Below are 25,362 nucleotides of genomic sequence, written 5' to 3' on the forward strand. Positions count from 1 at the left end.
GGCTCATGCACATAGAGAAAATTCAGGAAGTAAAGGACACCCTCAAAAAACACGGACTTCGGTATACGGCTTGTCGACAGGATATGCTCCTTTTATTCAAGGACAAAAGAGAGGCTTTGTCCCATCCTGAGATTGAGGCCATCCTTTCGGATGACTATGATCGCGTGACCCTGTATCGCACCCTCAATTCTTTTGAAGAATCCGGCATTATTCACCGCGTTATTGATGATGGTGGCGCCGCCCGTTATGCCACCTGTTCGGGAGGATGTGAAACCCATGAACACCACGACAACCATGTGCATTTCAAATGCAAAGTTTGTGGTAAGGTGCGTTGTTTAGAGGAAACCGAAATTCCGACCATCGCGCTTTCTCCGGACTATGTGGCGGAAGAAATCAATTTATTGGTGTTAGGGAAATGCCCCGATTGCCGCTAAGGCCTGCGGTAGATTCACTTTTTGAATTTTTCATTTACGATTTTTGATGAATAGCAGGGTAGGTGCGTTAATGCAAAACGCCGGCATCGTATTGAGTCAGTATTTTGGCTACGAATCTTTCCGGCCTTTACAGGAAGATATTATTCAAACCGTCCTTCAGGGAGAAGATGCCATGGTGCTCATGCCCACCGGTGGAGGGAAATCACTATGTTTTCAGATCCCGGCCATTGTCATGGAAGGCACTTGTATCGTGATTTCACCCCTAATTGCCCTGATGGAAGATCAGGTGGAGGGATTGAAAAGAAATGGAGTTGCTGCAGCCTGTTTGCACCGCGGTGTGCCTTATCAGGAACAAATGCAAATTGAAGAGGATGCTCGCTCCGGCAGGCTTCACCTCCTTTATATTTCTCCGGAAAAACTACTTTCACAAAACTTCTTTGAGTTTCTGAAGAGGATTCGCATCAATCTTTTTGCCATCGATGAAGCACATTGCATCTCTTTTTGGGGACATGATTTTCGAAAAGAATACAGTAAGCTTTTTGCCCTGAGAAGAAATTTCCCCTCGGTGCCTATTATTGCCTTGACCGCTACGGCAGACAAACTCACCCGAAGAGATATCATCCATCAGCTTCAGATTCCGGAAGCTAAGTCTTTTATCTCCTCCTTTGACCGACCGAACATTTTCTTACAGGTAGTTCCGGCAGAGGATCGAAACAAACAGCTTATTAAATTCTTGTCCCAACGCCCCAACGAGGCAGGAATTATCTATTGCTTAAGTCGTAAATCCACAGAAGATCTTGCATACCGCTTAAGAAAAGAAGGATTTATTGCACGACCTTACCATGCTGAGATTCCGCATTCCGAACGTAATAAAACACAGGAAGATTTTCTAAAAGACAAAGTGCAAATCGTAGTGGCGACCATCGCCTTTGGGATGGGGATTGACAAATCTAATGTCCGCTGGGTGGTGCATTATAATTTGCCTAAAAATATAGAAAGCTATTACCAAGAAATTGGCCGCGGGGGAAGAGATGGCCTGAATGCCCATGCTTTACTCTTCTACACTTATGCAGATGTTATCCGACAGCAGCAAATGCTGAAAGAATTGGAAGAAGACAGAAGAGCCCTGCAGGAAATGAAACTGGAGCGCCTGAAGCATTTCACGGAGGCGCATATTTGCCGGAGAAAGGTATTACTCAACTATTTTGGGGAAGACCTGAAAGAGGATTGCGGCCAATGCGATGTCTGTAAAAATCCACCAAAATCAGTGGATGGCACCGTGACCGCCCAGAAAATCCTTTCAGCAGTATACCGTTGTCAGCAGCAGGCTACCGCTCAGGATGTGGTGGATATTTTGAGAGGGCATATCACCAGTTCCATTCAAAAAAATGGCTGGGACCAGCTCAGGACTTTTGGTATCGGGCAGGAAATCCCAATTCCACATTGGCACAGTTATATCCACCAAATGGTAAATATGGGCTATATGGACATTGCCCTTGAAGATCAGTTTCGGCTGCGCCTAACGGAAAAAAGTCAGGCCGTATTGTTTGCAAAGGAAACCGTCTTGCTACAGCATCGGGCCATGCAAAAAGTGCAGGTTAAACAGGAAAAGCCCAAAAACAAAGCCATTAACGAAGCCCTTTTCGATGCGCTTCGCCTGCTACGCCGACAACTTGCAGAACAGCACGATTTGCCTCCCTATCTGATTTTCTCCGACCGAAGCTTATTAGATATGGTGCGCCAGCAGCCACAAACCGAGGATGAGCTGCTGAAGATCTCCGGTGTTGGTAGTAAAAAATTGGACCAGTTCGGGGATGCCTTTTTAAGTAAGATTCGGTCTTTTGGAACAGGCGAGATGAAAAAAGCCAAAACCACCAATACCAAACTTCAGACCTGGGAATCCTTTAAAAATGGTTTGCAGCCGGAAGAAATTGCCCTGAGCCGGGGACTCAATGTGGTGACCATTTACTCACATTTGGCAGATTTGTACGCCATTGGCTATGAGATTCCGCTGGAAAAATATTTCAGTCCACAGGAAATGCATATGGCAGCACAAGCCTTTCGCGCTTTAGGCTTTGAAGTCACCATCCGACAGGTGTTTGATTACCTGAAAGGAACGGTAGATTTCCACAAAATCCGATTAGCCAAAGCCTATCTGCAAAAAAATGGATTGGATAAAGCGCTTGAACTGTCGGAGTCGGAGCTCAACCAACTCTAAAAGGAATGGCCTTCTTTTTGCGGAGGGCCTAAGAATATATTAATATTAGCAATAAATTAAGATAAATACAGCCCCATGAAAAAGCTCACCATGGATGAACTGGGCCGCCCTTCGGTAGAAGAATTTAAATCTGCTGAAAAAAGCCCAATCGTAATCGTTCTGGACAATGTGCGAAGCCTTAACAATGTAGGTTCGGCCTTCAGAACTTCGGATGCTTTTGCCATTGAAAAACTATACCTCTGTGGCATTACTGGCAAACCACCTCATCGTGATATTAACAAAACCGCCTTGGGTGCGCAGGATTCCGTCACTTGGGAACATGTACCAGAAACTTTGAATTTGGTCAAAAAACTTCAAGAAGAAGGTTATACGGTTTTGGCTGTTGAGCAGGCAGATGAAAGCACCAAACTACAAGATTTTGAGGCTGAAGCAGGAAAAAAATATGCCTTGGTCTACGGCAATGAGGTCTTCGGTGTAGAGGAAGAAGTCGTGGCGCAGGCTGATGGCGTATTGGAGATTCCACAATTTGGTACAAAGCACTCTTTGAACATCTCGGTGAGCATGGGCATTACCATTTGGGATGTGTTCAAAAAAGTAATGCTTTAAAGATCACAGTCCTTATGCAAAAAGGGCGATCCGTAAATGGATCGCCCTTTTTTATATATCGGAAAAAGATCTCTTAGAAGTTAATCTGCGCTTGTAAACGGATCAATGAACCCGTCTGGCGGTTATCAGGATTTAAAGAATCGTTGTATGTTCTGTCGGCATAGGCATAAAGGGCTACTAATTCAAAAGCCTGATTCGGCTGCCACTCGAAACCTACTTCAATCTCTTGCATATCATAGGAACGGGCATCTGTTTCGAATTTCTTACCACCTTCATAGTTCGTGTATCTCCAAAAAGGAAGTAAAAAGTGTTGCCCCAACTCCAAACGGTAAGACATCTGCGCATAACCACCTTTCAATGGTTTCCTCTGAATGGTGTTGGTGGCAGGATCATACTCAGGACCAACCCCTACATTGTATTCCGTCTGGAAACCAAATGGCATGGCGTACCAGATAAAAGAAGCACCAAGACGTGCATCATCCCATTCCATTCCTTCCGCGGAAACCATCTCTTTCTGGCCATTCTCTCCTGTTACCTCTGCCATCACCCCTTCGGAGACTTTTGTGGTTACATACTGGCCGGCATAGGCCTGAATACCCGCTTCGAAAATCTGTCCGTTTGCCAATTCAAAAGGATAGGTCAAACGCGTTACAATATGCTTATTCAGGTTTTCATCTGCATTGTTCGCGGTCTGCCCGTTAAAAGCACCTAAAGCAAACATACCGTAGTTACCAGATCCTTTTAGTTGCTGGTTTTGAAGTTTTTTGAATCTTTCCTGCACAATTGTGGGAGTGTAATACACCACCGCCATCATATCACGCTCATTTTTCAAAGCAGAGTTAATGGCATCATTTCGATCCAAAGACAAACGATTCTGAGAAGACTGCATGTTTTCAAAACCGAAAGGAACCTTAGATTGTCCCAAACGCAATCTCCATCTGCGGTCAGAGGTGAACATCAAATCAAAATAGGCATCTTTCAGACTTACATTATTGCTATTGCCTCCGGCAAAATCCGGCTGAATGTAAAAGTAAACGCGCTCGTGTAGGTAGCCGGAAAACTTAATTCGAATACGACGAAAGGACATCCCATCATTTCCGCCATAGGTACCATCACATTGCTCACATTCCATATCAGGATTGGTCTTATAAAGATCATTATAACGCATCTGAGCGTATCCCGAAATTTTCATCTTATCAAACCACTTGCTTTTCAATGAAGTGGGTAATATGCCATTCACAAAATTCTCTGACTTGGCAAATGGAGCCGTTAAATATTCGTCCTTTTTTTTCGGGGATAGCTTTACTTCTGCGTCCTTGCTCTCCTGTACCTTATCCACACCTTCCGCAAAAGCCGAAGCAGACATAACTAAAAATAATACCAATACTAGGGTAATAATCCTTTTCATTTTTTCAATAGCGATCTTTCCAATACTGACCGCAAAGAAATAATAAATTAAAGAACTTAAGATGACCCAAATTTTAACTTAATGTAATGTAATCAAACGCCCGCATAACATTGAGTTAACAATCGTGCTTATTTACTTAAAATATGGATAAACACAATAACGAAACCCACTCAAAAACAACCACTTACAAGGTAACACCATGTTAAAACCTCAAAACATTACCAATAATTAAACAACAAGAAGTAAAACTCATAATTTGAGACAGCGCTTTAATTTCTTTTTAATCTTTCCAGAATAACCCACAGCCTGACTAAGAAAAATCATATAAACGAAAAAATCCCGACACAAATAAATTGCATCGGGATTAAAATGTCTATTTGAAATAATGTTCTTAGCTGGCAGAAAGTAGCTCCGCTACTTTGTTTTCAAGCTCTTCGCCTCTCAGGTTTTTAGCAACAATTTTTCCGCTAGCATCTACCAATACGGTAGCTGGAATAGAATTGATGCCATAACGTTTTGCCACCGCATTTTGCCAACCCTGTAAGTCAGAAACATGATTCCAGGTCAACTGATCTTTGGCAATGGCTTTTTCCCAGGCTTCTTTCTTATTATCTAAAGAAACACCTAAAATCTCAAAACCCTGATCATGATACTTATTGTACATGGCCACTACGTTTGGATTCTCCTGACGACATGGACCACACCATGAGGCCCAGAAATCAATCAGGAATACTTTTCCGTGTAGTGCTGTAGTAGAAAAGCTTTCTCCTTCCGGAGTGGTCTGCTCAAAATCCAAGACTGGCTGACCAATCGCGGTGGCCATCAAAGTGTTGTAGCGGTCTTCAATAGCGGTATAGTCTGCTGTAGTTTTCGCTTCAGCCGTAAACTTCTCCAAATAAGACTTCAACTCCTTTTCGTCCATGCGGTAGGCGTTTTGTCTTAACAAAAATGGAGATACCATAGAAGAAGTATGCTCATTGATAAAGCCATCGGAATAAGCATTTGCTTCTTTATCCAAAGCACCATACTCGTCTCCAATTTTCTTCAACTCCTCTTTTTGCTCATCAGTAGGAGCTCCCTGCGCGGTAGCGGCAATTTCCTGATAACGCTCAGAAAGCGCCTTCATTTTGTCTACAAAGGATTTTTGCCCCTCTTTGTAAGTGTTAAATTCCGTTTGTGCCAACCCTCCGGAAATTTCACTACCGTTTAAATCATCTGCATTCAGCTTTCCTACCAATGCATCTCCCTCCTGATAAAAAACAACTGTGGTAGGTTTTCTATCTCCAAAGGATCCATCTGTTGGCGCCTGTAAATAAAGCGCGCCATTATGAGCAATAGGTGCCGAAAAGGTGAATTTTCCTTCTGTAACCGCTGCGGCTGCAATTTTTTCAAATCCTGATGCTCCACGGTCCAATAAATAAACCGAATCCACATTTGCAGCTTGCTCACCTTCAATTGATCCGGTGAATGGGGCCTTACCACCATCGCAAGCCCAGGCTAGAGCTGCCAGTGATAAGATGGCTCCACTTTTTTTCAATCCTAAAGATTTCATTTGTAGTATGATTGATTAAATTAATTGTTCAGCGGTTCACCCTCAGCCCAAATGGAATGAAAATGCCGCCTTGCGATTTTCTTTTTTCTTCTAAAGTTTACCAAACAAAGCAGATAATTCAACCCTCCTAGCAAGAAAGAAATACCCGCATAAAGCTGTTTTTCGGTAAAAAAGTATAAAAACAATCCAAATAAAAAGCAAATCACCGACCAAAACACTAAAAAAGCGAAGACAAAAGGAAAAAGCCGATAGGTAATAAATACCAGCGTCCCCTTAGAAGTTGCCTCCAGCTCCCCTACCATTAGCGGTAAATAATTATCCGGATAATTGATATATAAAGAAATTCGGAAAGTGTTTTCAAACACCTTTCCGTTAAATTTGCCCTTCTTTTCTTCCGGCAGGTCGCCATCAGCGACCAATCGTTTCCTCAGTTTTTCCTTGACCTCCTTTAAGGGCAGAGGCAAAACAAGGGTCTCTTTAAAAACCGGGAAAAAAGGCATTCTATTTAACGGCTATACAAGAGATTTCCACTCCTACATCCTTGGGTAGTCTGGCGACTTGTACCGTCTCCCGAGCGGGGGCGTCTTCTCCGAAATATCCGCCATAAACTTCATTGATTTTACCAAAATCATTCATGTCCCGAACAAAAATGCTGCACTTCACCACCTCATCAAAGCTGAAGCCTGCCTCTTCCAAAATAGCTGCCATATTGTTCATCACCTGATGAGCTTCTGCCTCAATTCCACCGGAAACTATTTCCCCGCTTTCAGGATTCGCTGGAATCTGACCTGAAACATAAAGGGTATCTCCAGCCAAAACAGCCTGATTATAAGGCCCGATTGGTGCCGGAGCCTTTGAAGTATTGATGATCTTCTTCATAAAAAATGGGAGTATGTAATCTTTGAAATTAATAAAATTCCATCAAAAGGTCTTTGCCGTCCGTCAAAAATGCTTAGTTCGGATTTTCGAAAAAGATATAATTGGTGGAATAATCACTGAATTCAAAATAAACCTTTTTTTCTCCGGCATCTACCACCCCATTCAAATTCGCGTCTAAATAACCATATCCAAACCGATAGGGTCGACTCATATTGCCATCCTTCGTTCCTGAAGCGGTAGAGAGTTTATCTATTTTAATAAATCGCTTCACCAATTTTTCACCAGCATATACCTCCAGAACCCCATTGGTTCCGGTCCAGTTTTGAATGGATCGTCCGATCCGGTTTTGCGTTTCCTGCGTACAAGCTCCCATTCCCAGGGTGAGTAACAAGAACATCGAAAGTTTTAAAATGGTATTCTTCATCGTTTGCCTTTTTTTTGGTTAAAAATAATCCTAAGAGAACAATATTCGTTAGAATAACACAAATATTATGTGTAATTTTTAATATTCACATATTCAACACCTTAACCTCACTTAATTTCTTTTCTATGGAAAATTTTTCCAAATACCAGGATCAGGCCATGGGCTTCGTGGTGGAATACGGCGGTAAATTAGTCGTTGCCATTCTCATTTTAATTATTGGGCTTTGGATTACCGGGGTGCTCACCGCCGCCTTCCGTAAATTCATGGACAAAAGAGGGCTTGATCAAACGCTGAAACCATTTTTAACCTCTCTTTTTAATTCCATCCTCAAAATTTTAGTGGTGCTCTCCGCTCTTGGTACCTTGGGAGTAGAAATGACCTCTTTTATCGCCATACTGGGGGCTGCGGGCCTGGCCATTGGTATGGCATTATCCGGAACGCTTCAAAATTTTGCCGGAGGGGTAATGCTCCTCATTTTCAAGCCCTATAAAGTAGGAGATTTCATAGAGGCGCAGGGTTATTCCGGATCGGTAGAAAGTATTCAAATTTTCGTTACCATTTTAAAAACCCCGGACAATAAAACCATTTTTATTCCAAATGGCCCTATGGCAAACAATGCTTTGATTAATTACAGTACAGAACCTCAAAGAAGGGTGGACTGGACATTTGGCATTGCCTATGGAGATGATATTCAAAAGGCACAGGATTTATTATCCCAACTCATACAAGCTGACGAAAGAATTCTGAAATCCCCTGAGCCTTTTATCGCACTCCATCAAATGGCTGACAGCTCCGTAAATCTCGTAGTTCGTTGCTGGGTGGACAGTGGGAAGTACTGGCCGGTATACTTTGATATGAACAGAAAAGTGTACGACACCTTTAATAAAGAAGGAATTAACATTCCGTTCCCACAAATGGACGTTCATTTGCACCAGTCCTAATATTCAAATAAAGGAAATATTACATTCTCTCGGAAAAGCAGATTTTCCTGAGATTTCCGAGAGAATTTATAAATCTATTGGACAATTCCTGTTTTCTTAAATCCAGACCGAACATGCACACCGGATCTATGGAGAGTTTTTAAATATTTAGTTCAATAATTGGGAATTACGTAATAAATAGAACCCTACAGATCAACATTTTAGTGAGTTTAGTGGTATATTAATTAAAGTATTAACCGATCTGCATGAAACACAATTTACTATTCATTTTTTTCCTTTTCTTTTGCTCCGCCACTTATGGGCAGGGAATTTTTTTGGACTTGCCGGAAAAAGACCTGAGCACCTCCCAAGGAGTGCCTTTCGAAGTCCCCATTGTGTTATACAATGATTATAATCACAATGTAAAAGTCATCGTCGAATGGAAATCACAATCCATTGAGTTAAAGGATCACGCTGAAGTACTTTTTGGTAAAAGACTTATTGACAGCGGAAAACTGACTATTGAAATGAAAGCAGGGGAAGAAATTGACGACCTCAACGCTCGATTTACTTTTTTAGAAGGCCTTGAGGACAGACGCTACACCATCAAGATTACTGATTTGCAAAATCATCAGGATATTCAGGAAGAATTAGTGTTTACGGTGGCTCCTGTAGACATGGACCAGTACATTTACCTGGATGAGCATCTACAGGTAGGAACCATGTACCCAAACCCCATCAATACTTCCGGCTGGTTACAATACGAACTGTTTTCTTCTGTAGAAGCAAAAATTGTGGTGCATAATGTTTTGGGAACTCAAATTGGCGAGTTTGCCCTTTCTCCATTTGATAACAAGGTTAAAATTCAGGTTGGCAACTATAAAGAAGGTGTTTACTTCTACAGTCTCATTGTCGACGGACAAAGCAAAGCCACCAGAAAAATCGTAGTACAACGTTAATCCTTCCTATTTACAAACTTATTTTTCTTTAATATTCCGATCCTACTGCCTACTTTTGAGTATCTGTAAAGTAATTAATTTAATAAATTGCTTTACCTTTTGTCTTATTTATTGATACTGAGTATATTTGCACCCTTATGCATAAAAACAAAGTCAAACTGCTGCTGGGGCTTTTTATTTTGCCATTGATTAGCAGTTGTGCTACGGAATATAGAAAGGCTCAAAAGTCTACGGACAACGAATATAAGTATCAGGTTGCCATGGATTTGTACCAAAGAGAAAAGTGGTATAAAGCCAATAACCTTTTTGAACAAATTATGCCAGCCATGCGGGGTACCGAAGAGGCGGAAGATATGCAGTTCAAATACGCTTATGGATGTTACAATCAAAAGCAGTACACCATGAGCTCCCATTACTTTAAAACTTTCTACCAAACCTACTCTCGAAGTGAAAAAGCGGAAGAAGCCATGTATATGTCTGCTTACTCCCTTGTAAAAGATTCACCAAGAGAAGAATTAGACCAAAGCAGTACAACAGAAGCCATATCTGCTTTGCAGAGTTTTCTGAACAAATATCCCAATAGTGAATATGCACCGGAGGGAAACCGAATTATCGGGGAATTGCAGGAAAAATTAGCAACCAAAGCCTATTTGATTGCTAAGCAATATTACTTACTGAGAAAATGGAAAGCCGCTATGGTGACTTTCGAAAATTTCAGAAAGGATTTCCCGGATTCAAAATATAATGAGGAGTTAGCTTTCCTCAGACTGGAATCGAGTCATACTTTGGCTACCCAGAGTACCTACCAGAAGAAGGAGGATCGCTTTTCCGAGACCATCGAGATTTACCAAAAGTTTATCGAGAAATACCCGGAGAGCACCTATCTGAAGTCGGCCGAGAAATTGTACGGAGATTCCTTAAACCAATTGGAAAAAATAGCCAAGAATAAAAACTCGTAATGAAAAAAGTTATCAAGTCTAGCATTGTAACCCGCGATCTAAACAAGTTGATCGAACCAACCGGAAACTTATACAAATCCATTGCGGTTATCGGCAAGCGTTCCCGTCAATTGGCAGCTCGTCAGAAAGAGGAGTTGACTCAAAAATTGGCTGAGTTTGCTTCTACAGTTGACAACTTAGAGGAAGTAATGGAAAACAGAGAGCAGATTGAGATCTCTAAATTCTATGAGCGCCAGCCTAAACCAACAGTAATTGCAACTGAAGAGTTCTTGGAAGGCAAATTGAAATTCCGCTACAGAGGCGACGAATAATTCGCTGTTCTTGTAAAATACAAAAGGCCATCTCTTTCCGGGATGGCCTTTTTTTTGGCTTGTCGTTATTTCCCCCAAAATAATTTTACTCATCTCTCTTTTTTTCCCTTAAAAGCCGTATTTTTCCTTTCTAAAAAACATGTTTAGCGGGAGACCAGCCTACTGGTTGAAAATCAGAAAATGATGCAAGACCCACAGACCTCTTTGAAAGGGAAGAAAATATTATTAGCCGTCACCGGAAGTATTGCCGCCTATAAAGCTGCTCATCTCGTACGCTTATTGGTGAAAGAAGGCGCAGAAGTACAAGTGCTCATGACCGAGGCCTCAAAAGCATTTATCACCCCACTTACGCTGGCGACCCTTTCGAACAATGCTGTTTTAAGTGAATATGCCAACCTGAAAAACGGGGTTTGGAACAGCCATGTAGAGCTCGGCTTATGGGCGGATGTAATGTTGGTTGCTCCTGCAACAGCCAAAACATTATCGCAAATGGCCAACGGTTATGCCGATAATTTAATGGGGGCCACTTACCTTTCTGCACGATGCCCGGTGATGTTTGCCCCAGCCATGGACCTGGACATGTACCAGCATCCCAGCACTTTAAAGAATATCCAGACGCTTCAGTCATATGGTAATTTGTTCATTGAAGCGGAACATGGCGAATTAGCCAGCGGATTGATCGGGCAGGGAAGAATGGCCGAACCGGAACATATCGTAACCGCTTTACAACAATATTTTGCATCAGATCGCCCACTAAAAGGAAAGCAATGCCTGGTAACGGCCGGTCCCACTTATGAAGCCATAGATCCTGTTCGCTTTATTGGCAACCACTCTTCCGGAAAGATGGGCTATGCCATTGCCGAAGAATTATTAAGACAAGGCGCCTCCGTTACTTTGGTTTCAGGACCTACAGCATTGGAAATACACCACCCCAACCTGGAAGTGTATAAGGTGACTTCTGCTCAGGATATGAACGACATTTGCTCCAGAACTTTTCCGGAAAGCGATATCGCGGTGCTCTCCGCAGCTGTGGCGGATTATACCCCAAAAATAAAATCAGAAGAAAAAATTAAGAAGGAGGGAGACACCATGATGATTGAATGTGTCAAAACTCCGGATATAGCCGCCAATTTGGGCGAAATAAAAATCCCAAGTCAGTTCATCGTGGGTTTTGCTTTAGAAACCGAAAACGAAAGTCAAAATGCTCAATCAAAATTGGAGCGGAAAAAATTCGACATGATCGTCTTAAACTCTTTAAAAGATAAAGGGGCCGGCTTTGGCTTTGACACCAACAAAGTAACCTTCATACATAAAGACGGAAGTATTCAGGAAAACCCCTTGAAGACCAAAACCCAGGTGGCTGTCGATATTGTAGAACAAATTATTAACAAGAGCAATGGATAAATTTTGGCTCCTTCTCCTTGGACTATCCGCCCTGCTGTCACCATTGCGGGCGCAGGAACTCAATTGCCAGGTAGTGGTAAATGCAGAAAACATTCAAACCCAGGACAAGCGGATTTTCCAGGATATGGAAAGGGCTTTTACCCAGTTTATGAATGACACCCGCTGGACAGAGGAAAGATTCCAGACCGAAGAAAAAATCAAATGCCGCATCCTGATCAATATGCAGCAGATGCCTTCAATCGGTACTTACAAAGCCACGGCCTCCATTCAGTCAGCGCGGCCGGTATACGGAACCTCCTATGAGACGGTACCATTTTTATTCTATGCAGATCAAAACTGGTCATTTGAATACACCGAATCACAGCCTTTGGATTATTCCCCGACCAACTTCACCTCCAATATAGTGGCCCTTTTGTCCTTCTACGCCAATATCATCATTGGTACGGATTTCGACACTTTTGCGGAGATGGGGGGACAAACCTATTTTGATGTGGCCAACCAGATTGTTTCCAATGCCCAGTCCAACAACAGCCCGGGATGGAATCAGTTTGATGGCAATATTAACCGCTACGTTTTGATTGATGACTATCTGAATGGGCAAATGAGAGACCTTCGGGCCGGGAATTATACCTACCACCGACTGGCTTTGGACGATTTTGAATCGGATCCGGATGAAGCCAGAAAGAAAATTTTGGGCGTCATCGAGAATTTGGAAAAAATTCAAAGCCTTAAGCCCAATGCTTTAGGTTTAAGAACCTGGCTAGACACCAAATACCAGGAGATCATCAATATTTTCTCAGAAGGGGACATGAATGTACGCAAACAGGTGCATGACATTTTGGTGAAAATAGACCCTACCCGAACCGACGATTACAAAAAAATATTATCCAATTAAGACATTCTCTTAGGACTGATTTTTCATGCTTTCGCATTTATTAATAAAAAATTACGCCCTGATTCAGCATTTAGCCATTGAACCGGCCAATGCACTGAACATTGTAACCGGTGAAACCGGTGCAGGTAAATCCATCATGCTGGGGGCTTTGGGCCTTTTGATTGGTAAAAGAGCAGATACCAAGGTGCTCTATGATCCCAAACAAAAATGTATTGTTGAGGGGACTTTTGATATTCAGGAATATCAATTACAGGCTTTTTTTGAACAGCATGAGCTGGATTATTCCGAGCAAACCTTTTTGAGAAGGGAAATAAGCCCGGCGGGAAAATCGCGTGCCTTTATCAACGACACACCGGTCACGTTAGAGGTAATCCGCCAGCTGGGGGCAATCCTGATCGACATCCACTCTCAGCACGATACCCTACAATTGGGCGCCAATGCCTATCAATTGGAATTATTGGATGCTTTTGCCGGAAATCAGGAGTTAAAATCAGCTTATGAATTAACCTACCGGGCATTTCGAAAAAAAGAAAGCGTATATAAAAAACTCAAAAGTAACGCAGCTCAAATCAGGCAGGAAGCAGATTACCACCAGTTCCTTTTCAATGAATTGGAAGAAATGCAACTGGAAGAAGGAGAGCAATCTCAGCTGGAAGAACAAGTCCAGTTGATTGACAATGCCGAGGAAATTAAAACCAAGCTGAACGGTTTGCTGGAAATGCTCAGCAGGGGAGAGGGCAATGTAGAAGATCGTCTTTCCACCGCCAGCAACTGGCTGGGACAACTGGCTGGAATTTCCCCCGCTTTTGAAGCATTGAAAGACCGACTGGAAAGCTGTTTCATTGAGCTTAGAGATATACAGGGCGAACTTGAAACTGAAGAAGAAAAAGTAGATTTTAACCCTCAGGAGGCTGAAATTGCCAGAGAACGCCTGAGTGAAATCTTCCGCTTACAAAAGAAACACGGGCTGGATTCTCTGGAGGAGCTTATGGCCTTGCATGAAGAGCTTCGTCAAAAAGTAAGTACGGTTGAAAACCTGGATGAGGAGTTGGAAATGGCGCAGCAAGCCATGATGGTTGCTGAAGAGGAAATGCTTTCTTCGGCCGCTAAATTGAGTCAAAGCCGACTGGAAATTGTGGACCAGTTCACCGAGGAAATTACCGCCCTGGTACGGGAACTAGGAATGGAAAATGCCAGTATGCGTATTGAGCAAGAAACCGTTGCTCCAAGCCCAACAGGAACTGATGAAGTCAATCTGCTATTCTCTGCCAATAAAGGCATGCCGCATCAGTCTTTAAAATCTGTGGCTTCCGGTGGTGAATTTTCACGATTAATGTTTGCCGTCAAGTTTGTGATGGCGGATAAAATGGCACTTCCTACCATTATTTTCGATGAAATTGATACTGGAATTTCCGGAGAGGTCGCTTTGAAAATGGTCAAAATGATGGAACAAATGGCTCAGGGACACCAATTGCTGGTCATTACCCACTTACCACAAATTGCCTCTAAGGGCAGTAAACACTATTTCGTTTTCAAAGACCATTCCGCAGAAAAGACGGTTTCCCGCATGAAGGAACTTTCAAATGAAGAAAGAATTTCTGAAATCGCGAAAATGATTGGTGGAGATCAACCATCTGCTTCTGCTTTGGAAAGCGCCAAAGAGCTACTGAAGTAAAAACATTTAACCCATTGAAAAAAAGGGCTTTCCATTTTAGGCAAGCCCTTTTTTTATGTTCAATAAATCCGTTTATTACACATGAAAATAGTAAAAAGATTCAATTAAAATTGTACTTTTATGACCTCAAATGACAGCTGTTTTTACTGTTTTTTTGTATAACCAATAAAGTCCGGATTTTATAAAATCGACTTCAATTCTCTTTTACATCCAACTATTACAATTTTCCCCAATGAAAAAACTCTGTGCCTTTGCTTTTTTCATATTCCTCCATTTTGGACTACAAGCGCAGGAAGTATTAAAAAACCCCGCTGAATTTCTCGGCTACCCCTTAGGAACTCATTTTACCCCACATCATAAGATTGTGTCCTATTTTGAATATATGGCGCAACTTTCAGAAAATATCTCCCTCCAATATTATGGGGAAACCATTGAGAAACGCCCCTTGATGGTGGCTTTTGTGGGATCTAAAAATAAAATTGACAGTCTGGAATTTTACCGGGCCAATAATCGCCGAATGGCACTCTTAGACAAAGGGATGACGCTTCCCAACGATTCCACGGTTACAGTGTGGCTGAGTTATAATGTCCACGGGAATGAGGCTTCCTCATCCGAAGTATCCATGAAAATGCTTTATGGGCTGATAGAACAAATAGAAGCTCAAAAAGCCGATTGGGCGGACAATACCCTGGTGGTGATCGACCCATGCCTGAATCCTGACGGGCGGGACCGTTATGTAAACTGGTATAACAGCACCGTTGGCATGTTCCCCAATCCGAATATGGAGGCAGAAGAACACCACGAACCCTGGCCCGGTGGCAGATCCAACCACTATTACCACGACCTGAACCGCGACTGGGTATGGCAAACGCAGGTAGAATCTCAGGCAAGGGTGCAGCTCTTTCTGGACTGGATGCCTCATCTCCATCTGGATTTCCATGAACAGTATCCGGATTCTCCTTACTATTTTGCTCCGGCTACGGAGCCTTATCATGAGGCGATCACGGATTTTCAGCGAGAATTCCAAATCACATATGGAAAGGCCAATGCCGAGCATTTTGATGCCAACGGCTGGCTGTATTTCACCAAAGAATGGTTCGATTTACTTTATCCGGCCTATGGGGATACTTACCCCACTTTTAATGGGGGAATAGGTATGACGCTGGAACAGGCAGGTCACGGAATTGCAGGCCTTACTGTGGAAAGAAAAGGTGAAGATAATCTAACCCTGAGCGATCGCATCGCCCATCACTACCAATCGGGCTGGACGGCCATAGAAGTAGCCTCTGAACATTCCCGAGATCTAATCTCAGCCTATAAGTCCTATTTTGAGGATGCGAAAACCAACCCGAAAAGCAAATACAAAAGCTATGTTCTGAAAATCGGGAACAACCCTCACCGCCTGGAGGAAGTCCGAAAACTGCTGGATCAGCAAGGCATTGAGTATGGCCGTGCTTTAGTCAATAAATCCTATCGCGGCTTTAACTATATGAACGGGAAGGATGAAACTTTCAAACTGGATGCTTCTGACATCATCATTTCTGCCTACCAGGCCAAGTCAAAAATCGCCAATGTGCTATTAGAGCCTAAAACACATTTGTCAGATTCATTGACTTATGACATTACCGCATGGAGTTTACCCTATGTGTATGGCATTCCCGCCTTTGCTTCCACGGAAAGGATTTATACCACCAACTATTTTGAGATTCCTCAGCAACAGGTGGTAGTCGAAGATTCCCTGCGTAAACCGGTTGGGTACATACTGGAATGGAACAGTGTAGAAGAAGCCAGATTACTCAGTGCCCTTTTACAGGAAAATGTTCGGGTAAAATTCAACAAAAAGGCCTTTGCACATGGTGAAAAGACCTTTTCCCCGGGGTCAGTGATCATTAACCGACAGTCCAACCGACATTTGCAAAGCGAATTTGATGATTTCATAGCACAAATCAGCAGTCAGTACGACGTTATTCCTTACCCTTTATTTTCCGGCTACTCTACCTCGGGAGCAGATCTGGGCTCAGACAAAATCAGTCACCTCAATCAGCCCAATGTGGCCATCGTCAGGGGAGAGGGCATCAGTAGTACCAGTTATGGTTCCTTATGGCATTATATGGATTTCGACATCAATTATCCTTTTACCGGGATTGATATTCACCGACTGAACTCCGCTGCTCTTAACAGCCATGATGTTTTAATTCTGCCTGATGGAAATTATAGAGCATTATCCGAAAGCCAAAAATCTCAAATACACCAATGGATTTCCAATGGGGGAAAACTGATCGCCATTCGCCATGCAATTCGCCTTTTTAAAGATCAGGAAGGTTATAGTGTAAAAACCTATGCCAATGAAGAAGAGGAAAAAAATTACGCCCCTATTAAAGAACAAAATGCATCCTATGGAGAAAGACTAAGAAATCAGGTATCCAATGACATTCCTGGCGCCATATTCAAAGTTAAACTGGACCCTGATCATCCTTTATCCTATGGTTATGACGATAACTATTTCACCATGAAAATTGGTAAAGAACGCATCGCCAGACTGGAAAAGGGCTGGAATGTGGGCACCATCGATGGAATGGACAGCTGGATTAGCGGATTTGTAGGCTACCGAACGAAACCAACACTGGAAAAAAGCCTGATTATCGGTACGGAGAATGTTGGAGCTGGGGCGATTGTCTATATGGCTGACGATCCCATCTTCCGATCTTTTTGGTACGGTGGGAAATTAATGCTCGCCAACGCTATATTCTATGTCAATCAATAATCTTCAATCCCCGGAACGTACTTGTTTCGGGGATTTTTTTAACCCCTTAAATAGTCAGATCGTTTCTTCTGTATGAAATACACTCCGCTGCTAATCCTATTTTTATTGTTTTCTTCCTGCGAGCACAAAGCTAAAGTGGTCAGTAAAGAAAATATCCGCTTTGATACTAATGATGCGACCGTCCTGTTTTTTAAAAACGTCCGACGGGCCTATTACGATGTGGAGGAAAAACCGGATGTTAATATTTCTATATATCGTTTTGAAGAGTGGGAGGAGTTAAAAGAAAAACCCCTGCTTCGTACCGCCATTATCCATCACTGGGTGGCCAATAGAGCCTTTGTTTTCCTCGAAATTGATCTGCTTTTAGAGGATAAGGCAACTTTCGAAGTGCATTATACGAATTGTGCTACCGGAGAAACGGGCACCATTCCATATAAAAAAGGCAACACGATTCTTCAGGCTGGTTTTGCCACAGATTTGTATGAAAAGGTACAGCAAAGCTGTCAGTTGTATGTTGAACTTGAAGGAAAAAAGCACCCCCTTTTTGGAAACCAAGAAGGCAATGAAGCTTTTCGCATTACCATGGTTGACTATTACCGATTGGTACAAATGCTTTAACTTTCATGGTACGCAATGTCAGAATGTCGCTTTACATTAATTTTTCATTAAAAATAACATTTAAGACAATTAATGGTAATTATTTTACCCCTGAGGCCTGTCCTTTGTGATTAGGTTTTGTATTTTTAATCCTGGTAATAAGTGGCAGGAATGATAAAAACCATACGGCTAATTTTAGGAGATCAACTCAATGAGTCACATCCATGGTTTCGGACCGCGGATGATTCGGTTTTATATGTCATGATGGAAGTGTTGCAAGAATCTAACCACATCAAACAACACATTCAGAAAGTCATGGCCTCTTACGCCAGCATGCGTAACTTTGCCCGAAAAATGCGGGACAAGGGGCACGAATTCTTCTATCTTACCCTGGATGCCCCGGAAAACAGGCAATCCATTCCGGAAAATATTGCCTGGTTGATTTACCAGCACCGGCCGGAGTTTTTCGAATACATCTCTCCGGATGATTACCGAATCAGCCGGCAAATTCATGATTTCTCCCTTATTCTTGGAGTCAAAGTAAACATCTGCAGTGCTTATCACTTCCTTTTTGAAAAATCAGATTACATAAAAATTGAAGGAAATTCACCCGATCAGATTCTTCAGTATTTAAAAGTGAAAAACAGTGCAGTCATTCATAGCATTCAACAACTATCAGATCAACAGCCAGCAATCAAACCGGCCGTAAAAAGCACGCCTGATTTAAAGTTTTCTCATGACTTAAGGCCCATTAAAAAGCTGATCGAAAAAATGGGCATTGATACCTATGGAGAAGTGAATGCAAAAAATTTTCCATGGATTATTTCCCGAGAAAATACCTTTCATTATTTAGATTTCTTTTTGGAACAGAAACTACCGGAAATGAAGGCCCATGAGCCTATTTTCTCTCCACAGTTATCTTTTGCCCTGAATCTGAAGCTGATTTCTCCCCGAGAACTTCTAAGCGTTTTGGAGGAAAAATTACGCAATAAAAGTTGTAGGGCCTCCAAGGAACAGATAAATCGCTTCTTATTTGACCTGATGGGTAAAAGAGAGTTCAGAAGGCAAAAATACAAAAGGGAAACGCCGGTTAACCTGATGGAGGCTTCTCTGGAAAGCAATGAAATTCCCAGGGATTTCCAGATGGGAGAATCTAAAATGCATTGTATTCAGGCAGGATTGAACAGCATCTCAAAAATGGCCACTGTTAATCAGCCTTCAACGCTACAAATTCTTAAAAATTTTGCTGTTTATTCCAAAACAGATCAATTGGCTTTTGAGGAATGGTGGATTGGGAACCTGATGAATGCCTTCCCTTGGAACACCAGTGAAAGCCTGAGAGCGGATTTTTCAACACCATCCAAAATTCCCTTTACAGATGGTAGAAGCATTCAAAAAGTCAGTGGACATTGTGACGCCTGCCTTTATAACCCCAATATGAGTTTTGGGGAAAATGCCTGCCCGATGAATGCCCTGTTTTGGCGTTACGTTCACAAAAATGAAAGTGAACTAAGAAAGTTGCCTGTTTTACAAAAGCTATTGAAAGAATGGGATGAAATGCCTCCACAGGATAAGCATCACATTCTCACCTATGCCCATAATTACCAAAGAGGAGAAATCTCTGTCAATGAAAAAAGCCCTATTTAATAACAGGGCTTAGATCTTTATTTGGTGCGTTTGCTGTTGGGGTAGGATTCGAACCTACACAGGGTGGTTAGTCAATTCCGAGGCAATGCAATCGATTTATTCCAGATCCCTACCCCCGAGACAGGAGGGCATGTCTGCCAATTTCATCACCCAACAGTGTGTGTGTTGTCAGTAAATGTAATTCCTCCACTTTTGGAGAAAGGCGCTGTTGGGGTAGGATTCGAACCTACACAGGGTGGTTAGTCAATTCCGAGGCAATGCAATCGATTTATTCCAGATCCCTACCCCCGAGACAGGAGGGCATGTCTGCCAATTTCATCACCCAACAGTATGTGTGTTGTCAGTAAATGTAATTCCTCCTCTTTTGGAGAAAGGCGCTGTTGGGGTAGGATTCGAACCTACACAGGGTGGTTAGTCAATTCCGAGGCAATGCAATCGATTTATCCCAGATCCCTACCCCCGAGACAGGAGGGCATGTCTGCCAATTTCATCACCCAACAGTATGTGTGTTGTCAGTAAATGTAATTCCTCCTCTTTTGGAGAAAGGCGCTGTTGGGGTAGGATTCGAACCTACACAGGGTGGTTAGTCAATTCCGAGGCAATGCAATCGATTTATCCCAGATCCCTACCCCCGAGACAGGAGGGCATGTCTGCCAATTTCATCACCCAACAGTGTGTGTGTTGTCAGTAAATGTAATTCCTCCTCTTTTGGAGAAAGGCGCTGTTGGGGTAGGATTCGAACCTACACAGGGTGGTTAGTCAATTCCGAGGCAATGCAATCGATTTATCCCAGATCCCTACCCCCGAGACAGGAGGGCATGTCTGCCAATTTCATCACCCAACAGTATGTTATCCGTTGATTACATTACAATGATACGAGCCTTTTTAAATAAAGTCAATAACGAAAGCTACTTTTTTTTGAAAATTTCATCACAAGTGATAGCTATTGTTAAAAATACTCAAAAAAATGGGTGTTTTTGAGTATTTTCAATAATTACCAATTTGTAATATCAAATTAATAACAAGACCTCTATTTTTATAAAATTGATGAAATTCCCCTTTTATGCTTCTTTCCTGAAGGGGAAATTGATTTTCATATGGAAAAAATTCCATTTCAGGGTCTTTGTATTTTTAATCCAAAATCATTCATATTTAAATGCTCGCTTAGCTTCAAGGCGGGAAAAATGAAGGAATCGTTTACTATTTCTATTTATATAAAGAAGCAGAGGAATGAACAGAAAGCTGGCTCACCAAAATTTGTGATATTTAAAAAATCAGGAAAACTAATCCAAACACATTGATGGTATAGCCTTAATTCACCCCCTTAAATCCATCGGTGAATCATTCGGTTTAAGCGAAGGTTTTTCGGAAGAAAAGTCTCGTAATACAAGAAATCTCAAAAAACCGGTAAGCTTAAGCTCGCTATTAGCGCATTCTCCCAAAAAAATTGTCAGGTGGGCTTTTCCTTCATTTTTTGACCTTGCTAAAGGATAATTTTCGCAGGATTAACCCGAAATATTCACCGCTAAATTCATTAACTAATCACAAGTAATTTATTTTCAGTTAATTAAAATTTATTTTCTCTGATTTATAATAGCCCAAATTTGGCAAGCTTGCTTTCTCCTCATTCACCTGTTTCGTTGGAAAAAACTCGAAATAGGAAAAATCCCTTCCTTTTTCCGCCTAACCGCTAAACGAGGACTTAAGCATGAATATTCCGGGTTAATTTGGGCTACATCATAAAGGGGTTAAAAATTAAATGCTAAGTTTGTCGCATCATTCATTTTACTGGTTCAAGAGCCCCGCAAATTCCTGAAAACTTTCCTGTAAGGGGAAAAATGCTGAATTATCGGAAAAGGAATTGACATTAAATAACAAGCACTGATACGGTTGTTATTTATTTGGGCGATACACCAACATTAAGTTACACATGTAAAATGGGTGGTATTTTCTCAACAAAGAATCATAATTTTACACACGAACGATGGGTGATCTTAAAATCATTGTAGAAGAGGTTCATATTCAATCCGCTTTTGAGCAAATTCATCAGGGGAATATGGAAAAAGTAATGGCACAGTTCAGTACAGAGCAGCGTGCCTTATTGACCTATATTTTTCTGATGCAGGAGAAGCTTGAATTTGAAGATGATTTCGAATTGTTATTGCTTTTAAGCACCAGTATCTGGTTGTCCTTTAAGGCTGCCTTCGAAAATTTCCCTTCCATTACGGAGGACAAATTGATGGAAGTAGCCAATGGTTATATGGAAAAACTGAAGGCGGAAGAAGCACCTTTGAGCGGAGAACACCCTCAAATGGAATTATTAGCTTTCGCAGAGCAAATGATCAAAAACCATATGGAGGACCGCCCTGAAATGGACCTTAAATCGCAAAGCATTGTCATGACTACGGCACATATTGTCGTTGACGCTTTGCATCAGACAATTAATTAACAAACAACAATGGGGCAAAACCCCGCTATTGATAAAAAATGGAATTGAAGGATAACGCATATTGTATCCAAGGGGTACAATTGCAGCAAATTGCAGAAGAATTCGGCACACCGGTTTACGTCTATGATGCGGACAAAATCGTTTCCCAGATCAACACTTTAAAAGACGCTTTTGCTGACCTTCCACTGAAGATTAAATATGCGGTAAAGTCACTGACCAATCTTTCCATTTTGAAATTAATGCGTCAGAATGGTACTGAAGTAGACACCGTATCTATTCAGGAAGTGAAACTAGCCATGATGGCGGGATTCACTCCGGAAGAAATTCTATTCACGCCCAATTCTGTTTCTTTCTCAGAAATTCAGGAAGCAGTCGAATTAGGGGTGGTGATCAATATTGACAACATCTCCATTCTGGAGCAATTTGGTCATACTTATGGAAATTCAAAATCTTGTTGTATTCGCCTGAATCCGCACATTATGGCGGGAGGTAACCACAAGATTTCTACCGGGCATATTGATTCAAAATTTGGTATTTCTTATTACCAAATGCGCCACATTTTGCGTGTGGTAAAAACGTATAATATGGACATTTCCGGTCTGCATATGCACACCGGTTCAGATATTCTGGATGCTGAGGTTTTCCTTCAGGGCGCTAATATCCTTTTTGAAGCCGCTATGGAATTTCCGGACCTTCAGTTCATTGACTTTGGTTCCGGCTTCAAAGTAGCCTATAAAGAAAGTGATAATACCACTGACATTAAGAAATTAGGCAAAAGATTAGGAGCCGCTTTCCGTGCTTTCTGTAAAAAATACGGCAGAGACCTGGAAATCTGGTTTGAGCCCGGAAAATATTTAGTGAGTGAGTCCGGTTACTTCCTGGTATCGGCCAACACCATTAAAACCACACCTGCAACGGTATTTGTCGGGGTTAATTCTGGTATGAACCACTTATTGCGCCCGATGATGTACGACGCTTACCATGAAATTTTCAATGTAAGTAATCCAGGCGGAACCAAAAGATTGTACTCTGTGGTGGGATACATTTGTGAGACAGATACTTTTGGTTGGGATCGCCCGATGAATGAAGTACGCGAAGGAGATGTATTAGCCATCAAAAATGCCGGTGCTTATGGTATTTCCATGGCCTCTAACTACAACTCCCGTTTCCGCCCTGCTGAAGTTTTGGTTTACAAAGGAAAGGCGCATCTTATTCGTAAGAGAGAGGAGATGGAAGATTTAACCAGAAATCAGGTTCAGATTGAAATGTAAAATCAATTCTTATTCGCGAGCGGTTTCGACCATTTTTGCGGAATAATAAAATTGAATTCACGATATTGGAGGATGATTAAGGTGGCAGAAACTGTCACCTTTTTTTGAATCAAAATTTTATGCAATGCCCTTATTTGAATTTTTCAATTTTCTGAGAGCCTACGCACTGCCCCTTATTGGTTTGCTGACTGCCGGACTGATTTTTCTTATCATTAAGCTACAGCAGGAGAGACAACAAGCCAGGCAACAACAAAAATTACAACAACAGGCATTGAATGACCTCCGTGCTGAACTTCAGAATCAACATCAGGAGGCCAGCGATCAAAAACAAAAAGAAGCCAATAGCCGCTGGCAAAAAAAATTCAATCAGTCCAAACAAGAACTGGAGGAGCGCCTTGCTGAAATAAACCGACTTCAGAGCAAGCAGACCAAACTTCAGAAACATATTGAGTATCTGGAGCAACAGCTCAAGCAAGAAAGGGGAGAGGATTAACCCGAATTATTCACCGCTAAATTTATTAACTGATCGCAAGCCAATTAATTTCAGCTCATTATAATTTATTTCCTTTGATTAATAACAGCCCAAATTAGGGCAAGCTTGATTTCTCCTCATTCATCGGTTTCGTTGGAAAAAACTCGAAATAGGAAAAATTCCTTCATTTTTTCCGCCTTACAGCTAACCGAGGATTTAAGCATGAATAATACGGGTTAAATCAACTTTTAAGGCAAAGGGGCGTAACCAAAAATATGTTCGAACAATGGTTCATATGCCCTTATTGTCTGGCAGAAATCTCCGTTCTGCTGGACCCTTCTGTTGATCATCAGGAATATATAGAAGACTGTGAAGTTTGCTGTCGCCCCATTGAAATTGCCTATCAAAGCGAAGAGGGAGACATTACCTATTTCAACGCCCATCCTGCCCAGTCCGACTGGGATTAAGGGTCACCTGCAAAAATACCGGAAGATGGTCACTAAAACCTCCCTCATAAGCAAAACCTCTATAAGTGCGCCAGGGAGTACCATCTTCATTAAGTAACCAGTCCGGCCGGAAAACCTGCGCGGGATACATTGCCTTGAAAGATAAACTTCGCCGGAAATTCTGATTCACCCAAATATGATCAAAGCAACTCCATGCTTTTACGGCCTCATTATAATAGTGCGTTTTTCCTTCCTTGCCCTCCGGCATCATGCACTCCATATTGGCGCTGGTTTCCGCTTTAAAAAATGTAAAGGAAGGATCTACCGGTTCATCATTGAAATCCCCCATGGCCAAAATCAGATGTTGAGGATGTTGATCCTTAATTTGATTACAAATTCCGGCCATTTCGGCTGCAAAACGCTTACGTTTCCATTCTGTCGCCATTTCCCCAGACCATCGGGAAGACCAGTGATTCACCAAAACATGCAGCGTATCCTTTCCAACTTTCCCCATAACCCAAAGGATTTCCCTACTAAAATAACCCTCCTCCAGTTCCACTGGCCAGGCACATTGATCCAAAAGCTCGAAAACATCAGGCCTGTACAGCAAGCCGGTGTCTATTCCCCTTTTATCTGAGGACTCAAAATGTGCTATTTGATAATCCGCTTGCCAAAGCAGAGGAGATTTTGCCAGGTCTTCCAAAACCGATCGATGTTCAAATTCACAAAGCCCCACCAACCAGGGCAATTCCCACTCCCCCAAATTCGCAATCACCTTCTGGATATGCTTAAGCTTTTTCCGGTAGCGGCTTTTGGTCCATCGCCTGCCGGACTCCGGAAGGAATTCTTCATCCAGTTTACCGGCATCATCCAGACAGTCAAAAAAATTTTCCAGATTATAAAACATCACTTTTCCCTTTTGATTCGAAGGCTGAGCATCCACCTCCCCGCCAAAAAATATTAGCAGGAAAAGCAGGCACAAAAAGATATATTCATAATGCTTCATACCAGCAAAACGCTAAGCGTTATTAAGGGATCTCTTTCGACATAATCTGGGTGTAAGAAATTGGAA

General features: G+C 42.0%; 23 protein-coding genes. 17 read left to right on the forward strand and 6 right to left on the reverse strand.

Features of this window, described 5'->3' with window-relative positions; genetic code table 11:
* Window positions 1-5 precede the first annotated feature (5 nt).
* The 3 genes from AAA970_RS14875 (at window position 6) to AAA970_RS14885 (ending at window position 3,258) form a co-directional block, all read left to right on the forward strand.
* On the forward strand, window positions 6-434 hold the full coding sequence (locus AAA970_RS14875; RefSeq protein ID WP_053406427.1) for a Fur family transcriptional regulator: 429 nt from the start codon (window positions 6-8) through the stop codon (window positions 432-434).
* A gap of 46 nt (window positions 435-480) precedes the next feature.
* Window positions 481-2,652, forward strand: a complete 2,172-nt coding sequence (gene recQ, locus AAA970_RS14880; RefSeq protein WP_338237677.1) for a DNA helicase RecQ — start codon at window positions 481-483, stop codon at window positions 2,650-2,652.
* Between the two features lie 75 nt (window positions 2,653-2,727).
* On the forward strand, window positions 2,728-3,258 hold the full coding sequence (locus tag AAA970_RS14885) for a TrmH family RNA methyltransferase (protein ID WP_338237678.1): 531 nt from the start codon (window positions 2,728-2,730) through the stop codon (window positions 3,256-3,258).
* Window positions 3,259-3,331: 73 nt separating this feature from the next.
* Here the strand turns inward: AAA970_RS14885 and AAA970_RS14890 are convergent, their stop codons facing one another.
* From AAA970_RS14890 to AAA970_RS14910, 5 genes are all read right to left on the reverse strand, one after another.
* Complete coding sequence (locus AAA970_RS14890; RefSeq protein WP_338237679.1) at window positions 3,332-4,666, reverse strand: porin; 1,335 nt, start codon at window positions 4,664-4,666, stop codon at window positions 3,332-3,334.
* A 391-nt stretch (window positions 4,667-5,057) separates the two neighbouring features.
* Window positions 5,058-6,218, reverse strand: a complete 1,161-nt coding sequence (locus tag AAA970_RS14895) for a redoxin domain-containing protein (protein WP_338237680.1) — start codon at window positions 6,216-6,218, stop codon at window positions 5,058-5,060.
* A 20-nt stretch (window positions 6,219-6,238) separates the two neighbouring features.
* A complete protein-coding gene (locus AAA970_RS14900) occupies window positions 6,239-6,718 on the reverse strand; it encodes a hypothetical protein (protein ID WP_060685000.1) in 480 nt (159 codons plus the stop codon).
* A gap of 1 nt (window position 6,719) precedes the next feature.
* The gene (locus AAA970_RS14905; RefSeq protein WP_053406421.1) at window positions 6,720-7,097 is read right to left on the reverse strand and encodes a RidA family protein; all 378 of its coding nucleotides are present in this window, start codon (window positions 7,095-7,097) and stop codon (window positions 6,720-6,722) included.
* Between the two features lie 73 nt (window positions 7,098-7,170).
* On the reverse strand, window positions 7,171-7,521 hold the full coding sequence (locus AAA970_RS14910) for a hypothetical protein (protein ID WP_338237681.1): 351 nt from the start codon (window positions 7,519-7,521) through the stop codon (window positions 7,171-7,173).
* Window positions 7,522-7,646: 125 nt separating this feature from the next.
* On the opposite strand from AAA970_RS14910, the gene AAA970_RS14915 reads away from it, so the two are divergent.
* The 14 genes from AAA970_RS14915 (at window position 7,647) to AAA970_RS14980 (ending at window position 24,311) form a co-directional block, all read left to right on the forward strand.
* Complete coding sequence (locus AAA970_RS14915) at window positions 7,647-8,462, forward strand: mechanosensitive ion channel family protein (RefSeq protein WP_338237682.1); 816 nt, start codon at window positions 7,647-7,649, stop codon at window positions 8,460-8,462.
* Between the two features lie 245 nt (window positions 8,463-8,707).
* Window positions 8,708-9,400, forward strand: coding sequence for a T9SS type A sorting domain-containing protein (locus tag AAA970_RS14920; RefSeq protein WP_338237683.1), 693 nt, complete (start codon window positions 8,708-8,710; stop codon window positions 9,398-9,400).
* A gap of 137 nt (window positions 9,401-9,537) precedes the next feature.
* Entirely contained in the window at window positions 9,538-10,359 is an 822-nt protein-coding gene (locus AAA970_RS14925; protein ID WP_338237684.1) for an outer membrane protein assembly factor BamD, read from the forward strand.
* Window positions 10,359-10,670 (forward strand): DNA-directed RNA polymerase subunit omega, encoded by a 312-nt coding sequence (locus tag AAA970_RS14930; protein ID WP_053406416.1) that lies wholly within the window; start codon window positions 10,359-10,361, stop codon window positions 10,668-10,670. The genes AAA970_RS14925 and AAA970_RS14930 overlap by 1 nt, the downstream gene beginning before the upstream one ends.
* A 180-nt stretch (window positions 10,671-10,850) precedes the next feature.
* Window positions 10,851-12,074, forward strand: coding sequence for a bifunctional phosphopantothenoylcysteine decarboxylase/phosphopantothenate--cysteine ligase CoaBC (coaBC, locus tag AAA970_RS14935; protein WP_253275702.1), 1,224 nt, complete (start codon window positions 10,851-10,853; stop codon window positions 12,072-12,074).
* Entirely contained in the window at window positions 12,067-12,969 is a 903-nt protein-coding gene (porD, locus tag AAA970_RS14940) for a type IX secretion system protein PorD (protein ID WP_053406415.1), read from the forward strand. Before coaBC ends, porD begins: the two co-directional genes overlap by 8 nt.
* 25 nt (window positions 12,970-12,994) lie before the next feature.
* Window positions 12,995-14,644, forward strand: coding sequence for a DNA repair protein RecN (recN, locus tag AAA970_RS14945; RefSeq protein WP_053406414.1), 1,650 nt, complete (start codon window positions 12,995-12,997; stop codon window positions 14,642-14,644).
* A gap of 232 nt (window positions 14,645-14,876) precedes the next feature.
* The gene (locus AAA970_RS14950) at window positions 14,877-17,408 is read left to right on the forward strand and encodes a M14 family zinc carboxypeptidase (protein WP_338237685.1); all 2,532 of its coding nucleotides are present in this window, start codon (window positions 14,877-14,879) and stop codon (window positions 17,406-17,408) included.
* A gap of 72 nt (window positions 17,409-17,480) precedes the next feature.
* Window positions 17,481-18,026: a hypothetical protein gene (locus AAA970_RS14955; RefSeq protein WP_060685006.1), complete on the forward strand. Its 546-nt coding sequence runs from the start codon at window positions 17,481-17,483 to the stop codon at window positions 18,024-18,026.
* A 150-nt stretch (window positions 18,027-18,176) separates the two neighbouring features.
* Window positions 18,177-19,652 carry a cryptochrome/photolyase family protein gene (locus tag AAA970_RS14960; RefSeq protein WP_338237686.1) on the forward strand — a complete coding sequence of 492 codons (1,476 nt, stop codon included), beginning with the start codon at window positions 18,177-18,179 and terminating at the stop codon, window positions 19,650-19,652.
* A gap of 1,984 nt (window positions 19,653-21,636) precedes the next feature.
* Window positions 21,637-22,101, forward strand: a complete 465-nt coding sequence (locus AAA970_RS14965; protein WP_338237687.1) for a hypothetical protein — start codon at window positions 21,637-21,639, stop codon at window positions 22,099-22,101.
* 38 nt (window positions 22,102-22,139) lie between these two features.
* Window positions 22,140-23,372: a diaminopimelate decarboxylase gene (lysA, locus tag AAA970_RS14970; RefSeq protein ID WP_053406409.1), complete on the forward strand. Its 1,233-nt coding sequence runs from the start codon at window positions 22,140-22,142 to the stop codon at window positions 23,370-23,372.
* A 124-nt stretch (window positions 23,373-23,496) separates the two neighbouring features.
* A complete protein-coding gene (locus tag AAA970_RS14975; protein ID WP_338237688.1) occupies window positions 23,497-23,865 on the forward strand; it encodes a hypothetical protein in 369 nt (122 codons plus the stop codon).
* A 254-nt stretch (window positions 23,866-24,119) separates the two neighbouring features.
* A complete protein-coding gene (locus tag AAA970_RS14980; RefSeq protein WP_072159106.1) occupies window positions 24,120-24,311 on the forward strand; it encodes a CPXCG motif-containing cysteine-rich protein in 192 nt (63 codons plus the stop codon).
* On the opposite strand, the gene AAA970_RS14985 is transcribed toward AAA970_RS14980, so the two are convergent.
* Entirely contained in the window at window positions 24,277-25,296 is a 1,020-nt protein-coding gene (locus AAA970_RS14985) for an endonuclease/exonuclease/phosphatase family protein (RefSeq protein ID WP_338237689.1), read from the reverse strand. The genes AAA970_RS14980 and AAA970_RS14985 overlap by 35 nt on opposite strands.
* Window positions 25,297-25,362 lie beyond the last annotated feature (66 nt).

The sequence above is a fragment of the Persicobacter diffluens genome (genome assembly GCF_036244895.1).
GTDB lineage: Bacteria > Bacteroidota > Bacteroidia > Cytophagales > Cyclobacteriaceae > Persicobacter > Persicobacter diffluens.

Excerpts from the sequence above, each read along its gene's own strand:
- recN (WP_053406414.1), top strand. The coding sequence starts at position 12,995 with ATGCTTTCGCATTTATTAATAAAAAATTACGCCCTGATTCAGCATTTA.
- AAA970_RS14955 (WP_060685006.1), top strand. The coding sequence starts at position 17,481 with ATGAAATACACTCCGCTGCTAATCCTATTTTTATTGTTTTCTTCCTGC.
- AAA970_RS14875 (WP_053406427.1), top strand. The coding sequence starts at position 6 with ATGCACATAGAGAAAATTCAGGAAGTAAAGGACACCCTCAAAAAACAC.
- AAA970_RS14920 (WP_338237683.1), top strand. The coding sequence starts at position 8,708 with ATGAAACACAATTTACTATTCATTTTTTTCCTTTTCTTTTGCTCCGCC.
- AAA970_RS14910 (WP_338237681.1), bottom strand. The coding sequence starts at position 7,521 with ATGAAGAATACCATTTTAAAACTTTCGATGTTCTTGTTACTCACCCTG.
- lysA (WP_053406409.1), top strand. The coding sequence starts at position 22,140 with ATGGAATTGAAGGATAACGCATATTGTATCCAAGGGGTACAATTGCAG.
- AAA970_RS14895 (WP_338237680.1), bottom strand. The coding sequence starts at position 6,218 with ATGAAATCTTTAGGATTGAAAAAAAGTGGAGCCATCTTATCACTGGCA.
- AAA970_RS14965 (WP_338237687.1), top strand. The coding sequence starts at position 21,637 with ATGGGTGATCTTAAAATCATTGTAGAAGAGGTTCATATTCAATCCGCT.
- AAA970_RS14885 (WP_338237678.1), top strand. The coding sequence starts at position 2,728 with ATGAAAAAGCTCACCATGGATGAACTGGGCCGCCCTTCGGTAGAAGAA.
- AAA970_RS14930 (WP_053406416.1), top strand. The coding sequence starts at position 10,359 with ATGAAAAAAGTTATCAAGTCTAGCATTGTAACCCGCGATCTAAACAAG.
- AAA970_RS14950 (WP_338237685.1), top strand. The coding sequence starts at position 14,877 with ATGAAAAAACTCTGTGCCTTTGCTTTTTTCATATTCCTCCATTTTGGA.
- AAA970_RS14960 (WP_338237686.1), top strand. The coding sequence starts at position 18,177 with ATGATAAAAACCATACGGCTAATTTTAGGAGATCAACTCAATGAGTCA.
- AAA970_RS14900 (WP_060685000.1), bottom strand. The coding sequence starts at position 6,718 with ATGCCTTTTTTCCCGGTTTTTAAAGAGACCCTTGTTTTGCCTCTGCCC.
- AAA970_RS14890 (WP_338237679.1), bottom strand. The coding sequence starts at position 4,666 with ATGAAAAGGATTATTACCCTAGTATTGGTATTATTTTTAGTTATGTCT.
- AAA970_RS14980 (WP_072159106.1), top strand. The coding sequence starts at position 24,120 with ATGTTCGAACAATGGTTCATATGCCCTTATTGTCTGGCAGAAATCTCC.
- AAA970_RS14925 (WP_338237684.1), top strand. The coding sequence starts at position 9,538 with ATGCATAAAAACAAAGTCAAACTGCTGCTGGGGCTTTTTATTTTGCCA.
- AAA970_RS14915 (WP_338237682.1), top strand. The coding sequence starts at position 7,647 with ATGGAAAATTTTTCCAAATACCAGGATCAGGCCATGGGCTTCGTGGTG.
- AAA970_RS14985 (WP_338237689.1), bottom strand. The coding sequence starts at position 25,296 with ATGAAGCATTATGAATATATCTTTTTGTGCCTGCTTTTCCTGCTAATA.
- recQ (WP_338237677.1), top strand. The coding sequence starts at position 481 with ATGAATAGCAGGGTAGGTGCGTTAATGCAAAACGCCGGCATCGTATTG.
- AAA970_RS14905 (WP_053406421.1), bottom strand. The coding sequence starts at position 7,097 with ATGAAGAAGATCATCAATACTTCAAAGGCTCCGGCACCAATCGGGCCT.
- AAA970_RS14975 (WP_338237688.1), top strand. The coding sequence starts at position 23,497 with ATGCCCTTATTTGAATTTTTCAATTTTCTGAGAGCCTACGCACTGCCC.
- coaBC (WP_253275702.1), top strand. The coding sequence starts at position 10,851 with ATGATGCAAGACCCACAGACCTCTTTGAAAGGGAAGAAAATATTATTA.
- porD (WP_053406415.1), top strand. The coding sequence starts at position 12,067 with ATGGATAAATTTTGGCTCCTTCTCCTTGGACTATCCGCCCTGCTGTCA.